General features: G+C 71.4%; 9 protein-coding genes. 4 read left to right on the forward strand and 5 right to left on the reverse strand.

Annotation, left to right across the window (positions count from 1 at the left end; genetic code table 11):
• Positions 1-38: 38 nt before the first annotated feature.
• The gene (locus tag KYK13_RS08210) at positions 39-1340 is read right to left on the reverse strand and encodes an MgtC/SapB family protein (RefSeq protein ID WP_223643402.1); all 1302 of its coding nucleotides are present in this window, start codon (positions 1338-1340) and stop codon (positions 39-41) included.
• 199 nt (positions 1341-1539) lie between these two features.
• Here KYK13_RS08210 and KYK13_RS08215 point away from each other — a divergent pair, with 199 nt between their 5' ends.
• Both KYK13_RS08215 and KYK13_RS08220 read left to right on the forward strand, forming a co-directional pair.
• Complete coding sequence (locus KYK13_RS08215) at positions 1540-3009, forward strand: hypothetical protein (protein ID WP_223643404.1); 1470 nt, start codon at positions 1540-1542, stop codon at positions 3007-3009.
• 4 nt (positions 3010-3013) lie between these two features.
• On the forward strand, positions 3014-4753 hold the full coding sequence (locus tag KYK13_RS08220) for an Hsp70 family protein (RefSeq protein WP_223643406.1): 1740 nt from the start codon (positions 3014-3016) through the stop codon (positions 4751-4753).
• 27 nt (positions 4754-4780) lie between these two features.
• Here KYK13_RS08220 and KYK13_RS08225 read toward each other — a convergent pair whose 3' ends face one another.
• The 3 genes from KYK13_RS08225 to KYK13_RS08235 form a co-directional block, all read right to left on the reverse strand.
• The gene (locus KYK13_RS08225; protein ID WP_223643408.1) at positions 4781-6016 is read right to left on the reverse strand and encodes an acetyl-CoA C-acetyltransferase; all 1236 of its coding nucleotides are present in this window, start codon (positions 6014-6016) and stop codon (positions 4781-4783) included.
• A 175-nt stretch (positions 6017-6191) separates the two neighbouring features.
• Complete coding sequence (locus tag KYK13_RS08230; RefSeq protein WP_223643410.1) at positions 6192-9407, reverse strand: lantibiotic dehydratase; 3216 nt, start codon at positions 9405-9407, stop codon at positions 6192-6194.
• Positions 9404-10612 carry a lanthionine synthetase C family protein gene (locus tag KYK13_RS08235; RefSeq protein ID WP_223643412.1) on the reverse strand — a complete coding sequence of 403 codons (1209 nt, stop codon included), beginning with the start codon at positions 10610-10612 and terminating at the stop codon, positions 9404-9406. The genes KYK13_RS08230 and KYK13_RS08235 overlap by 4 nt, the downstream gene beginning before the upstream one ends.
• A gap of 207 nt (positions 10613-10819) precedes the next feature.
• Here KYK13_RS08235 and KYK13_RS08240 point away from each other — a divergent pair, with 207 nt between their 5' ends.
• The gene (locus KYK13_RS08240) at positions 10820-10969 is read left to right on the forward strand and encodes a hypothetical protein (protein WP_223643414.1); all 150 of its coding nucleotides are present in this window, start codon (positions 10820-10822) and stop codon (positions 10967-10969) included.
• Positions 10970-11117: 148 nt separating this feature from the next.
• The gene (locus KYK13_RS08245) at positions 11118-12467 is read left to right on the forward strand and encodes an MFS transporter (protein WP_223643415.1); all 1350 of its coding nucleotides are present in this window, start codon (positions 11118-11120) and stop codon (positions 12465-12467) included.
• Between the two features lie 5 nt (positions 12468-12472).
• On the opposite strand, the gene KYK13_RS08250 is transcribed toward KYK13_RS08245, so the two are convergent.
• Positions 12473-13750 (reverse strand): FHA domain-containing protein, encoded by a 1278-nt coding sequence (locus tag KYK13_RS08250; RefSeq protein ID WP_223643417.1) that lies wholly within the window; start codon positions 13748-13750, stop codon positions 12473-12475.
• Between the last annotated feature and the right edge of the window lie 334 nt (positions 13751-14084).

The raw sequence follows: 14084 nt of genomic DNA on the forward strand, positions 1-14084 counted from the left end.
GCCAACGGTGGCGGCCGTGCCCGCCGTGACGCCCGGGCTCAGACGGAGTGGAGGAGGGCGTCGAAGACCATCAGGTTGAGTCCCACGCCCACCAGCCCCACCACCGCCACGGCCAGGAGCGCGGTGGACACGCGGCGCCGGAAGGATGCCTCCTGCGCCATGCTCCGGATGAGCGGGATGTTCACCACGATGCTGGTGAGGCTGGAGAGGATGACGCCGTTGACGCCCGTGGCCGCTGAAATCTCATGGTGGCTGATGAGCGTGGCGGCGGACGCGATGGACGACGCGCTCGACAGGAAGCCCCCCAGGATGCTGACGAAGTAGAAGCTCGCGGAGCCGAAGTGGCGCTGCGCCAGCGCCCCCGCGACGTTGAGCCCCAGGAACACCGCGCCGAACTTGAGCGCCGCCATCAGGCGGAAGGGGGACTCCAGCGCCAGCCGGGGCGTGCCCTCCGCGGGCGCCTGCACGGGTGAGCGCCGCCACAGCACCGCGCTCACCAGCAGCATCAGGGTGAAGGGGATGGCGCAGTGCACGGCGGCCTGCGAGGCGAAGATGACGACGATGAGGCCGTTTCTGAGCAGCATCGCGACGGTGGCCAGGAGGATGCCCCGGTAGGCGGAGGGCAACAGCGGCGCGCCCACCTCCTTCAGGCGCGTGGCCAGCTCCACGATGACCTTGCGGCTGTTCACCAGCCCGCCGAAGAACGCGGTGACCTCCATGCCCCGAGGCCCCAGTGTCTTCAGGAGCATGTAGTTCACGAAGCCCACCGCCGCGATGATGATGACGCTGGCCCAGTTGGACTGGGGCTCGATGAGGCCCCACGGGTCCACCGGGTGCGCGGGCAGGATGGGGAGGACGACGAACGTCAGCACCGCGAGCAGGATGGCGGACCTCAGCTCCTTGTCCGACAGGCCGCCCACGAAGCCCGCGATGGACTGCTTCCAGGCGAGCAGCGCCGCCGTCAGGACGCCCACGACGATGGGCGTGAACGTGTGGCCCATGCCGCACAGGATGCCGCAGAAGGTCACCACCATCAGCGCGGTGGAGGTGGTGAGCGCCAGGCGCCGGTGGAGCAGGAGCTCCCGGCCGTTCATCAGCAGCACCAGCAGCGTGACGAAGCCCGCCGCCACCAGCGCGAACGCCTGGCCGGTGAGTCCGCCCAGGCAGCCCATCAGCGCGGTGAGCGCGAAGGTGCGCACGCCCGTCTTGCGGCTGTGCTCGCGCTCCAACCCGATGAAGAGCCCGATGGCGATGGCCAACCCCACCCGGGTGAGCACGGGCACGACGGGCCAGTGTGACGCCTGGGCGAGGAAGGAGGGCAGCTCGGTGGGGGCATCCATGGGGCGCTCCAGTCTGGCTTCACGGCCAGCGAAGACGTCTGGACCGCGCGCCCCGGTGCTTGCAGGAGCGACCTTTCCTCATGTCGGAGACGGACGCTCCTGTCAACGCGTCCGCCCGAGGGGGCCGCGAGGCATTTGCGGGCTTTGGGCTATCGTCGCCGCCCGCATGGATTTCCAGGAAGCGCTCCGGGAGTTGGAGGTGGATGCCGATCCCGGTGGGGACGTCATCCGCCGCGCGTATCTGCGCAAGCTGAAGACACGCAAACCGGAGACGGACCCGGAGGGCTTTGCCCGCCTGCGTGAAGCCTACGAGACCGCGCTCGCGCGCCGCGAAGGGCGCGAGGCCCCGCGCACCCAGGCGGAAGCTCGGGACGACGCCGCGAAGCAGCCCCCCGAGACTGCGCTCCCCCTGAATACGCTGGAGCGCTTCCGCGCGGAGTTCCGGGCACTCCCTCCGGATGCGCCTCCAGAGGCGCCGGTGGAGGTGGCGCGCCGCGCGGTGGAGGCGCTCCAGGATGCCGTGGAGCCCCGGCAATGGCTGGTGGAGGCGCTGCTCGCCGCGGATCGCATCCCGGAGGCCCTGGCCGCGTACCGTGATGCGTACCGGCAGGGCCTCCGCGGGTTCCTGGCGGAGCTGGCGCAGCGCTTCCCCCGCGCGCTGGAGGACGCGGAGATTGCGCTGCTGGGACGCGAGGCGCCGCACCGGTTCCTCTGGATGCTGGCGAACCAGTTGCTCGAGCTCGACGAGGTGGAGCGCGCGTGGAAGGTGGCGCAGGTCGCCTTCGAGCGGATGGGGAAGAACCCCGAGGAACCGCCTCCGCCGCCCGGCTGGTTCGTGCAGTTCGTGTTGCTGTTGCACCTGAAGGTCCATCCGGGTCCCGGGCGGGACCTGGCCGGGCGCTATGTGGCCTGGATGAAGTCGGAAGACCTGGCGGACGCCTTCGCGTCCGAGGGCGTGGCCGTGCTCTGGCCGCTGGTCCTGGAACTGGGGGCTCTTCCGGACACCTTCAACGGCACGCTGCGCTCAAGCCTCGCGAAGGCCGTGCTCCAGGGGCACGCGGAGAGCGCGCGGTCCGCCTTCCTGGCGCTGTCGGAGGCCCAGCCAGGGGAGGCCTCGGAGGCGGTGTTCCTTCTGCGCCAGCATGCACCGCTCCTTTACCAGGTGCTGGACTCCCCCGCGCCGCCGGATGGGAAGGAGCGGGTGGCCCACGCGCCGGATGGCACGGCCGTTCCGTTGGCCCCGGTCCATCCCGCGGCGGCGTTTCCCTCCGCGGGGTTCAAGGTGGCGCTGGGTGTGCTGGGAGTCGTGGCGCTGTTCGTGGCGGCCATGCTCATTCAAGGCTTCCTCTCCCGGCCGAACGGAGGAACGCGCGTGCCGGGGCAGGAGCGGGTGGAGACCGCCCGGAAGCAGGCGGAAGTCCTCTGCGCCCGGTTCTCCGGCCTGGATCGCCAGAGGGGCTGTGTGCACCTCCGGGAGTTGGTCGCGCTGGGAGACGAAGGTGATTGCAGTCAGCTGTATGCAGAGCGCATCAAGTTGAGGAAGCGGCTGGCGGATCAACTGACCGTCTTCGGCGCGGACGAGGATCCGGCGCGGCAGGAACGCCAGCGCCATCTGGACGAGGCCTTCACGGCCTTCGAGCAGGCGCTGGGGAACATATGTCAGGGGTGAGACGATGAGCGGTGGTGCGGGCCACAAGCCCATCCTGGGCATCGACCTGGGGACAACGTACTCGCTGGTGGCGGTGCTGCGCGATGGCCGTCCCACCGTTCTGCCCAACGCATTGGGCGAAATCCTCACGCCCAGCGCGGTGAGCCTCAACGCCGCGGGCGAGGTGCTGGTGGGCGCGGCGGCGAAGGCCCATGCGGTGCTGGACCCTGTCTCCGGCGCGGTGGCCTTCAAGCGCGACATGGGCACGGACCGTCAGCGCGTCATCGGAGGCCGGAGCTTCTCGCCGCAGGAGTTGTCCGCGTTGGTGCTCGGCTCGCTGAAGCGGGACGCGGAGGCCGCGTTGGGCATCGCCATCGAGGAGGCAGTGGTGACGGTGCCCGCCTACTTCGGAGACCTCCAGCGACAGGCCACCCGTGACGCGGGCGCCATCGCGGGCCTGAATGTCGAACGCATCATCAACGAGCCCACCGCCGCAGCGCTGGCCTACGGCCTCCACGAGCGCGACCGTGAGATGCGCGTGGCGGTGCTGGACCTGGGCGGCGGTACGTTCGACGTGACGGTGCTGGAGATCATCGAAGGCGTCATTGAAATCCAGTCCTCCGCCGGAGACGCGCGGCTGGGCGGTGAGGACTTCGACACCGCGCTGGCGCGCCACATGGCGCACCTGTTCCGGGAGAAGCAGGGCGTGGACCTGGAGGAGCACGCAGCCGCGTGGTCCCGCTTGCGAGAGGCCTGCGAGGCCGCCAAGCGCCGGCTGTCCGCCTCCGAGCGCACGCGCGTGGTGCTGCCGGAGCTGCCGCTGGAGACCGGCCGCCGGCTGACGCTGGACCTGGAGCTCACCCGCGATGACGCGGAGCGCGCCTGGGCCTCCGTGCTGGAGCGCGTGCGTGGCCCCATCCGTCAGGCGCTGAAGGACGCGTCGCTCCAGGCGAAGGACGTGGACGAGGTGCTGCTGGTGGGAGGCTCCACCCGAATGCCCTGCGTGGCGGCGATGAGCGCGGAGCTGTTCGGCCGGCTGCCCCTGCGCAAGCTGCCGCCGGACGAGGCCGTGGCGCTGGGCGCCGCGGTGCAGGCCGCGATGAAGGGCGGGGACCGGGCCGTGGAAGACCTGGTCGTCACCGACGTGGCGCCCTTCACGTTGGGCGTCGCCACCCTGGCGCGGGCGGGCCGCCAGCACGTCAGCGGTGTCTTCAGCCCCATCCTGGAGCGAGGCACGGTCATCCCCGCCAGCCGGGTGGAGCGCTATTACACGAGCAGCGACTTCCAACGGGAGATCAAGCTGGAGATCTACCAGGGCGAACACGCCCGCTGCGAGGACAACGTCAAGCTGGGCGAATACCACTTCCAGGGACTGCCGCCCGCGCCCGCGAGCGAGCAGGCCGTGGACGTGCGCTTCACCTACGACCTCAACGGCATCCTGGAGGTGGAGGTGACGGTGGTGGCCACCGGGCGCAAGGAGGCCTTTGTCATCGAGCAGCGCCCCGGCCGTCTCACGCCCGCGCAGATTGAAGAGGCGCGCCAGCGGATGTCCGCGCTCAAGCTGCACCCGCGCGATGCGCTGCCCAACACCACCGTGCTCGCTCGGGCCGATGCGCTGTTCGTCCAGCTCACCGGCCTGCCGCGCGAGGAACTCGCGTCCGTCATCGCCGCCTTCCGTCTGGCGCTGGAGGCCCAGGAGCCCGGGCGCATTGCGGAGGTCCGCGAGCGCCTCAATGCGATGGTGCGTGCCTTCCGGGAGCGTTAGGCGCGCTCCTGGAGCGAGCGCCGAGCGCTACACGCGCTCGATGATGGTGGCGATGCCCTGGCCGCCACCGATGCACATGGTGATGAGCGCCGTCCCCTTGCCCGTGCGCTCCAGTTCATCCAACGCCGTGCCCACGAGCATCGCGCCGGTGGCGCCCAGCGGGTGGCCCAGCGCGATGGCGCCGCCGTTGACGTTCACCCGCTCCGGGTCGATGCCGAGCGCGCGCGTCGTCTGGAGGACCACGGCGGCGAAGGCCTCGTTGATCTCCCACAGGTCGATGTCGCCCGCCTTCATGCCGGCCATGCGCAGGGCCTTCTCGCTCACGGGCGCGGGGGCGGTGAGCATGATGAGCGGCTCGGTGCCCAGCGTCGCCATGGCGCGGATGCGGGCGCGGGGCTTGAGGCCCTTCTCCTTCACGTAGCGCTCCGACGCCAGCGCCACCACGGCGGCCCCGTCCACGATGCCGCTGGAGTTGCCCGCGGTGTGCACGTGCTGGATGCGCTTCGCCTGCGGGTAGGCGGCCAGCGCGATGCCGTCCAGCGTCTCGCCGTTCGGGCCCACGACCGTCTCACCCATGGCGACGAACGCGGGCTTGAGCGCGGCCAGCCCCTGCGCGGTGGTGTCCGGGCGCGGGTACTCGTCGCGCTCCAGCAGCACGGCGCCGGTGGCCGGGTCCTTCACCGCGAAGAGGGACCCCGCGAAGCGGTCCTCCTCGATGGCGCGAGCCGCCTGGCGCTGCGAGCGAAGGGCCCACGCGTCCACGTCCTCTCGGGTGATGCCCTCCAGCGTCGCGATGAGGTCCGCGCTGATGCCCTGGGGCACCTGGTAGACGCGCTCGCGCAGCCGCACGTTGCCGCCGTCCTGGCCGCCGCCGTCCGCGCCCAGCGACAGGTGCGACATGCTCTCCACGCCGCCCGTCACCACGAAGTCCATGGCGCCGGAGGCGACGCCCATCGCGCCGAAGTTCACCGCCTGGAGCCCGGAGCCGCAGAAGCGATTGAGCGACACGGCGGACACGTCCTGCGGCCACCCCGCCGCCAGCACCGCGTTGCGAGCGATGTTCGCGCCCTGCTCGTTCACCTGCGACACGCACCCCGCGATGACGTCGCCCACCTCGCGTGCATCCCAGCCACCCCTGCGCTGGAGCGCGTTGAGCGTCTGCGCGAGCAGCTCCTGCGGGTGCAGACCCGTCAGGGCTCCCTTGCCCATCTTCCCGCGCCCACGCGGGGTCCGGACGGCGTCGACGATGTAGCTGGCGGTCATGTGTGGCTCCTTTGATTTCGACCGTAATATTATCTGCGTAATTTCGAAGTCAAGGCGACCTGGGGTGGGAGCGCACGGCGGGCCCTGCGCGTGTCCTGGCGCAGGGCCCGAGCGGGTGTGCGATGGCGTTGGCCTCCGGCACCGCATCGGGAGGCCGCGGGCCGGACGGGGCGTGTCAGGACTTTTTCCGCTCGCGAGCCAGCCGGGAGGCGTAGAGGCGGTGGAGGAGGTCGTAGAGGACCAGCTCCTGCGCTCGGGCGGCGGTGCGCAGCATCCGGTTGGTGTGCATGTGGACGAGGCTCGCGGCCACGCGGTCCAGTGGTTGGGTGAGCAGTCCCTGATCCGCGCAAGCGCGCAGCCGTCCCAGCACCGGCCCCTGCCGCTCCGCGCGGCGCCGCAGGGCCGCGAACCCCGGCGCGAGCGGCCCTTCATCAAGCCACGGCCGCCACAGCAGGGACTCCAGCTCCTGGCGGTGCGTGCGGAACCGTTCGCCCAGCCGCCGCTCGACGGCGCCGTCCACGGAGAACTCCTGGCCGTAGCCCTGGCGCAAGCCTTCGAGCAGCCGGCCGCGGCCCTCCAGGTCGAAGCCCAGGTCCGTCAGCACCGAGTCGATGCCGCACAGCACCAGCCGCCAGCGTGCGTCCGCGCCGCCATCCTCCGCGACGGTGTCGAGCAGCTCCAGCGCCGCCTCGCTGTCCGCGTGGAACCACTGCTCCGCGAGCGGCAGGCCGGCATCTCCGCCGTAGCGCTCGATTTCGCGCTCGTAGGTGTCCACCTGCACGCGGTGGACGAGCCCGTCCCGCTGGAGGGGGCGCACGAGCGTGTGCAGGTGCTCCAGCACCTCACCGTGCAGCCGTCGCGGGTCGCCGTGGAGTCGCACGCGCAGGTGCCAGTCCGGGTCTCCGTAGCGCAGGAAGAACCACTGGCTCACGGCGCCGGACGCCAGCGCCTGACGGACCAGCGGCGCCACGGCATCCTTCAGCACGCGCTCCGCGAGCGCCGTGCCCGTGTAGAGCTTGAGGTACAGCCACTCGGAGCCGGGAGGGAACGAGCGCTGGAGGCGCGGCGGCCGGGGCACGTGCACGGCGGGCGCGGGCACCGCTGACGCGTCGCGCACGAAGGGCACCACCACCTCGTGGACGAAGCGGCCTTCGGGGCCTGTGACGCAAAGCCCGTCGTCCTCCAGCAGCTCCACCAGCACCGCGTCCGTGCGCTGCCGCACCAGGTGGACGAAGGTGTCCAGGCTGAGCACGTTCTCCAGGTCCACCGGCAGCACGTTGTCGCGGTCCTCCAGGCCCACGAAGCGAGGGAGCCGCAGCCGTTCGCGCAGCCGCTGCGCTTCGCGGAAGCGCTCGGCGCCTTCGCGCTCACCGAGCGCGTGGAGCGTGGACGCCGTGAGCCGCCAGCGCGCGCGGTGGAGGATGAGCCGGCCCATCGTCACGCGCGGAAGGAACGCGCTGCTGGCGAGCGGACCCCACTGCCAGCGCAGGCCGGGGCTCGCGCCCTGCTGCTGGAGCGTGCCCAGGAAGGTATAGGGCCGCAGGTGCGCGCGGCCGAAGTTGTGGACGTGGGTGACGCGCGGAAGCACCTCGCGCCCCAGGCTCGCGGAGCGCAGGACGATGCGCCGGCCCTGGACGGAGAGGGACAGGTCCGTGAGCGGGAGCTGCTGCTCCGGCGGCGCGCCCGAGCGCCCCAGGTACACCAGCTCGTGCGCGCGCAGCACGGGGCGGCACAGGATGTTGCCGACGCGTCCCTCCGGCAGGTGCACCACCTCCGCGAAGGTGGCCTCCGGGCGCAGGGCCTCCTCCGCGCGCAGGTGCGCCGTCACGTGGCGCAGCAGCTCCGGGTCGCCGTGGCAGAAGCGTCCGAGGAGCGCCGCGCCAGAGGGGCCAATCATCGACTCGAAGACGAACCGGAAGCGCCCCGCGTCGACGTCCTCCTGTGATGCCGCGAGCACCGTGCCCAGGACGGAGAACGCATCCGGCAGCGGCCCCGGTCGCGGGTGGGCGAGCGCCTCCACGTCGGCGGCGTCCAGCTCCAGGGGACCGCCTGTCCGCAGCACCTCCGACAGCCGGTATTGCAGGTGGGCCTGCGCCTTGCCCCACGCGACACGTTCCTCGGAGCGGGGCGCGGGGAGGGCCAGGTCGCGCAGGAGCGGCGCGTCCTCCGCGGCCTCGGGGCTGGCCAGCTCGAAGCCGATGCCCACGTCCTCGTCGAGCGCCTCCAGCAGTGGCACTTCGCGCGCCTCGTAGCGCTGCACGAAGGCTTCACGGAAGCGCCGCAGCGTGGGGGACTCGGAGGCGGCGCTGAGGCGGTGCAGCAGGGTGACGCCCTGGACCATCGCGTCCACCACGGCGGGCCCCAGCGTCAACGCTTCGGCGGGCTTGCGCAGATCCACCTGGAACAGGCGGCTCAGGTCGACGGGGGAGGGCAGGGCCTCCAGCCCGCGAGCCAGCGCGCGGTAGCGAGCCGGCTCCGCGCCCGGCGGCGAACCCTCCAGCTCCGTCAACGCGCGCTGCACGTGCTCGAGGACGCGGTGGGACTCGCGCATCGCGGGTACGCTCTCCAGGTGCGCGAGCAGCGCGTGGAGCGGCTCCGGTCCCGTGACGGGAGGCGCCAGGTCCGGCACCAGGAGCTGGCTCTCGACGAGCATGTCCACGTACTCCGTGGCCTCGTCGAGCGACACCTCGGCATCCGCCTCCACCAGCGCCCGCGCCAGCGAGGAGAGCGAGGCTCCCGCGCGGGCCCGCTCCAACGTGGCCTCCAGGTACGGCGTGGGCTCCACGCCGACGAGCTGGTGGGTCCGCGAGCCACCGTCGCGCCGCGACTCGGCGTAGCGCAGCCGGCCCGCGGCCCGGTACAGGCTGGAGTTGGGGCGGTAGCGCAGGGCCTCGCGAAGCGCGGGCAGCCCGGCGAGCTTCTCCATCAACGCGTCGACGTAGTCCGTGTCCAACCGCGTGTGGCGCCGGTACGTCTCACGGGCGGACAGCCGAAGCCGCGTCGCCGGAGCGAACAGGCCCAGGCTGTTGCCCGCGAAGAGGCCGAAGGGCGTCGCCCGCGCCGACATGCGCTGCCAGTAGCGCACGAGCGTCCGCTCCAGCTTCTCGCCGTGGGGACTCTCCGGCGCGGACGTCCACGCGGGCAGGTGCTCCTCCAGCGAGGGTGACGCGAGGAACAGCGCCTCCCGCACCTCCGGCCGCGCCATCACGGCCCGAAGCCGTTCACGCAGCAGCAGGCGGTCCCGGCCGAGCGCCGCCTCCAGCTCCGGGGCAGGGGCCGCCAGCGAGGAGGACGCGCAGAGCCCCTGGCTCCAGGCGCGCAGCTCGTCGAAGGGCAGCAGCGGGGTGCGGAGGACGAAGAACCCCGAGGGAGCGAAGCCCGGCGGTGTCATGGGGCGTCCAGGGAAGAAGAGGGTCGCAGGGACATGAGCAGCATGCGGTCCCAGGAGGGCTCCACGGAAGAGGTCGCCGCGAGGAGCGCCAGCGCGATGCCCGTGGCGCCCGCGAGCAGACCGGCGTTGTCCGTCCACCCCTCGGTGCCGTCGTCGAACTGCTCCAGCGTGCGGAACCCGGCCACGCCCAGGCCGGGCTGCCGGTGCACGGTGAGCAGCTGCTGGAACCAATACCGGGAAGCGGTCTCGAAGGCGGGCTCGCCCGTGGCCTGGAACAGGCGGTTGTAGAGGTGCGCGAGCCCCGCGGATCCATGGCAGAGCCCGCCGTCCTTCACGGAGGCGGCGTCCTTCCAACGTCCGGCGGCCTCCCGGCAGAGCGCGAGGGCCTGCGCCTCCCACGCGGCATTCCCCACCGCGCGAGCCAGCGAGTGCAGCCCGAGCGCCACGCCCGGATCCCCGTAGCACCACGCCGGACGGCGCGGCCACGTGAGAGGTTCGTTCCCGGCCCCCACGCGCGTGGGAAAGCGAGCGGGAGCGGAGTCCGCTCCGCGCCGGGCCATGAACCACGTCCAACCTCCATGAAGCAGCTCGCGAGCCGCTTCAACGCCCGAGGCCACCGCGCCGCCCAGCAGGATGAGCACGCCCGCCATGCCGTGCGCGACGCCCAGGTTGAAGCTGCCCTCGGGCTGTTCACCCTGGAGCCGCGCTTCCACATGGCCAGCCTGCGTCCGCCAGCGCAGTCCCTCGGGCGTCCGCTCCGCCAGCTCTCCGAGCCGCGCCACCACCGCCTCCAGGCAGTGTCGCGCCCCGTCGCGCGGCAGGCGCTCCAGCGCGTACGCGCCCATGCCCACCAGCCCGCTCACCAGGTCGTGGCGGTGGGGCCACGGGCGCGTCTGGAGGAAGTCGCCGAGCGCGGCGTCGATGTCCGTGAGCGGATCCTCCTCCGGTGATTCAGAAGGGCGCTGCACGTGCTGCACGGCCCACGCGATGCCCGTGAAGCCATCATAGAGGTCCGGCCCCAGTGTCTCCGCCCCGAGCGCCTCCGTGGCGCGCTCCAGCAAGGCCTCCGACCTCGCACGATGCCCCGCGTCACCGTGGGCCCGGGCCAGCGCATCGAAGAGCACCGCGCGCCCCGCGTCACCTCGCGCGAGGGACGCCAGGGAAGGCACCTGGGAGGGAGGGTCCGACAGCGCATCGACAAGCATTGCGAGCACTTGCACCGCCGCCGTGTGCTCGACGCCTTGCAGCAAGGGGTTCCATGGGAGCGCGCGTCGCATGTGGGGGGAACGCTGGAGGAAATGAATTTAAGGGCCTTGCTGTTAATGCGTGGAGCGCTTGTTTGCTCGGGAAGCAGCTGTTTGGCTTGGAGTTGCAGTCAACGCCGTCAAGGGTCGCAACGAGAGGAAGCTGCCATGGACAAGCAGGACATGCAGAAGCCCAAGAAGCTGAGCCTGAAGCGTGAGACCGTCCGCCTCCTGTCGGGCGCGGGAGCGGAGCAGCAGGAGCGCAAGGAACTCACCTCGCCGCTCTGCACGGAGCGTGGCCCGAAGTGCGATTTCTGATGGACCTCACGGACCTTCGGGTCTGTGAGCCCTCGCCGGTGGGGAGCCATCAGGCTCCTCGCTGGTTTCCGGGTGTCGTCCGCTGGCTGACGTCCCGTGGGTCCTACCGGGTGCGCGGGTCGGCGGCCTCCGGAAGAGTCGCGGCACCGTGACTTCTCCACAGCGGCTGGTCCTGGGAATCGCCGTGCTCGCCTCGCTCGTCACGTTCCTGGACGGGGCGATCATCAATGTCGCGTTGCCGGCGATGGTACGGGAGCTGGGTGGAGGGCTCACGCTCCAGCAGTGGGTGGTGGATGCCTACCTCATCACGCTGGGCGCGCTGATGCTGGCCGCGGGCTCGCTGTCGGATGCGTTCGGGCGCAAGCGCATCCTGCGGCTGGGTCTGCTCGGCTTCGGGGCCACGTCGCTGCTGTGCGCGGTGGCGCCGACGGGCGCGGTGCTCATCCTCGCGCGTGCGCTGCAGGGGGCCGCGGGCGCGCTCCTGGTGCCGGGCTCACTGGCGCTCATCCTGTCCTTCTTCTCCGGCCCCGAGCAGGCGAAGGCCATTGGCGCGTGGACCGGCTGGACGGGCGGTGCGTTCATCGCGGGGCCTCTGGTGGGCGGGCTGCTGGTGGACACGGTGGGGTGGCGCTGGATCTTCGGCATCAACGTGCTGCCCATTGCGCTGACGCTGACGCTGCTCGCACGCATGGAGGAGCCCGCCCGTCCGGAGGGCGCGCGCATCGACCTCCCGGGGGCCGCGTTGGCGTGTCTGGGGCTGGGCGGCACGGTCTACGCGCTGATTGAACAGGGGACGGTGGGCTGGACGCATCCCACGGTATTGGCGTCGCTGGGCGTGGGCGTGCCGGCGTTCCTCGCGTTCCTCTGGCAGGAGCGGCGCTCGTCGCACCCGATGATGCCCCTGTGGCTCTTCCGGGCGCGGAACTTCTGGGCGGGCAACCTGGCCACGACGTTCATCTATGGGGCGCTGGCGCTGAGCGAGTTCGTCATCACGCTGTTCCTCCAGCAGGTGGGCGGCTTCCGAGCGACGACGGCGGGGCTGTCGCTGATGCCGACGACGATCATCATGTTGCTGCTGTCGCCGGTGTTCGGCGGGCTCGCGGGCCGGTTCGGTCCGCGCCTGTTCATGACGGTGGGGCCGTGGGTCGCGGGCGCCGGGTTCCTGCTCCTGCTGCGCGCCAGGACGCCCGTGAACTACTGGACGCAGATGTTGCCGGGTGTGCTGGTGTTCGGGCTGGGGCTGACGACGACGGTGGCGCCGTTGACGGCGGCGGTGCTCGGGTCCGTCCACAAGGAGCAGGCGGGCATCGGCTCGGCCATCAACAACGCCATTGCCCGGGTGGCGGGGCTCATCGCCATCGCGTTCACGGGGCTCATCGTGGGCCCGCGACTGGACGTCGCGGGCTTCCACCGGGTGATGGAGGTCACCGCCGCGCTGCTGGTGCTGGGCGGAGTCATCTCCGCCCTGGGCATCCGCAATCCGCCGCGGAAGGCCTGAGCGCGTCAGTCCTCCGAGGGCTGGAGGGAGAAGTAGATGGCCTCGGTCCCGAGGTTGAAGGTGTCCCCGTCGGCGATCTTCTGGCGCTTGATGCGCTGGTGGTTGATCCAGGTCCCGTTGGACGAGTTCAGGTCCTCGATGAAGTAGTCATTCCCGACGCGCACGACGGCGGCGTGTTCGCGGGAGACCCTGCCGGACTTCACGACGAGGCTGCACTGCGGACCGCGCCCCAGGGTGAAGCGCTCCACGTCCACCCGGGTCGGGGGACCGTCCGGGCTCAGGCGAACGAAGAGGTCCATGCGCGCGGAGGGCTTGGGGGCGGGCGCGGGGGCGGACTTGCGGCCCTTGTTGGACTCCGCGGGAGTGTCCTCGGGGGCGGATGACCGGAGGACGCGGCCCTGCCGGCGGGCGGAGGAGGCCTGCGAGGCCGGAGGAGCGATGAAGGGCAGGTCATGCTCCTCGGATTCCTCGCCGGAGCCGGAGTCCTGTTCCTCGGGTTCGTCGTCGGAGCCCGAGTCCTGCTCCTCGTCGCTTGCGGAAGCGGCAGCCCGCTCGTCGTCCTCGTCGGAGTCCGTCGCCTCCTCACCCGTCTTGGCTTCTTCGCGCTCGGAGTCCTCGGCCGCGTGAGAGCCGGGACGTTCCTCGGAGCCGATCGCGGCCTCGATGTCGGCAGTGGACGCGTCGTCCAACTCGGAAGCCGATGCATCCGCCTCGTCCTCATCGGCCGAGCCCTGGTCCGAAGCGGACCCCTCGGATGATGCCTCGTCGTCCGAGGATTCAGAGGGCACGTCGTCCTCGCCCGTACCTGAGTCAGCCGCTTCGCCTTCGTCGGCCGCTTCGCCTTCGTCGGCCGCTTCGCCTTCGTCGGCCGCTTCGTCTTCGTCAACGACCTCGTCTTCGTCAACCGCTTCGTCTTCGGCGGAGGATGCCTCTTCATCGGCGACCTGGTCGTCGGCCGCTTCATCGGCTTCGTCAGCCACTTCGTCTTCGGCGGAGGATGCCCCTTCGTCGGCCGCTTCATCGTCCGACGCGCTTGCGGCGTTTACGTCCGCCGCCTTGTCGTCGGAGGCTCCGTCGGCTTCTCCGTCGGCCTCCGCATCGTCCGAAGATGCGTCCGCCGCCTCGTCTTCATCCACCTCGTCGTCGCCGGCCTCTTCCCCCTCGTCGGAGGACGCGTCGGCGTCGGAGGTGTCCTCCTCGTCCAACTCCTCCTCGGCATCGGATGCAAACGGCACATCGCGGGGTTGCGCGACTGCATCCACGGACGCGAGGACCTCCTGCATGCGGGCTCGCGCCTGGGCGGCCTCATCCACGGGGGCGAGAGCGTTCATGGGTCCAGGCGCGGCCGCGGCCGGGGCGGTGGACAGGGCCTCCTTCACAGGGGCTGCGGCAACAGGCAGCTCCGCCGGACGCACGCCGGGCTCCGGAGTCCGGGCCGCCGGCACCTGCGTGGGCTCTCCCGCGACCGCCACTCCGAGCGCCACGGGCGTTGGTGCCACGTACCCGTTCTGCTTCGCGAGCATGAACAGGGCCTGGGCCACCAGGGCATTCCGGTCTACGCCCAGGTCGTGGCTCATCTGCTCCAGCGCCCGCCACAGGGGCTCGGCGACCTCAATG

Origin of the sequence: Corallococcus sp. EGB (genome assembly GCF_019968905.1) — a bacterium.
GTDB lineage: Bacteria > Myxococcota > Myxococcia > Myxococcales > Myxococcaceae > Corallococcus.

Bases quoted from the DNA above. Each gene is read 5' to 3' on its own strand.
- KYK13_RS08250 (WP_223643417.1), bottom strand. From the start codon at position 13,750: ATGCAGGAGGTCCTCGCGTCCGTGGATGCAGTCGCGCAACCCCGCGAT.
- KYK13_RS08210 (WP_223643402.1), bottom strand. From the start codon at position 1,340: ATGGATGCCCCCACCGAGCTGCCCTCCTTCCTCGCCCAGGCGTCACAC.
- KYK13_RS08235 (WP_223643412.1), bottom strand. From the start codon at position 10,612: ATGCTTGTCGATGCGCTGTCGGACCCTCCCTCCCAGGTGCCTTCCCTG.
- KYK13_RS08230 (WP_223643410.1), bottom strand. From the start codon at position 9,407: ATGACACCGCCGGGCTTCGCTCCCTCGGGGTTCTTCGTCCTCCGCACC.
- KYK13_RS08240 (WP_223643414.1), top strand. From the start codon at position 10,820: ATGGACAAGCAGGACATGCAGAAGCCCAAGAAGCTGAGCCTGAAGCGT.
- KYK13_RS08220 (WP_223643406.1), top strand. From the start codon at position 3,014: ATGAGCGGTGGTGCGGGCCACAAGCCCATCCTGGGCATCGACCTGGGG.
- KYK13_RS08225 (WP_223643408.1), bottom strand. From the start codon at position 6,016: ATGACCGCCAGCTACATCGTCGACGCCGTCCGGACCCCGCGTGGGCGC.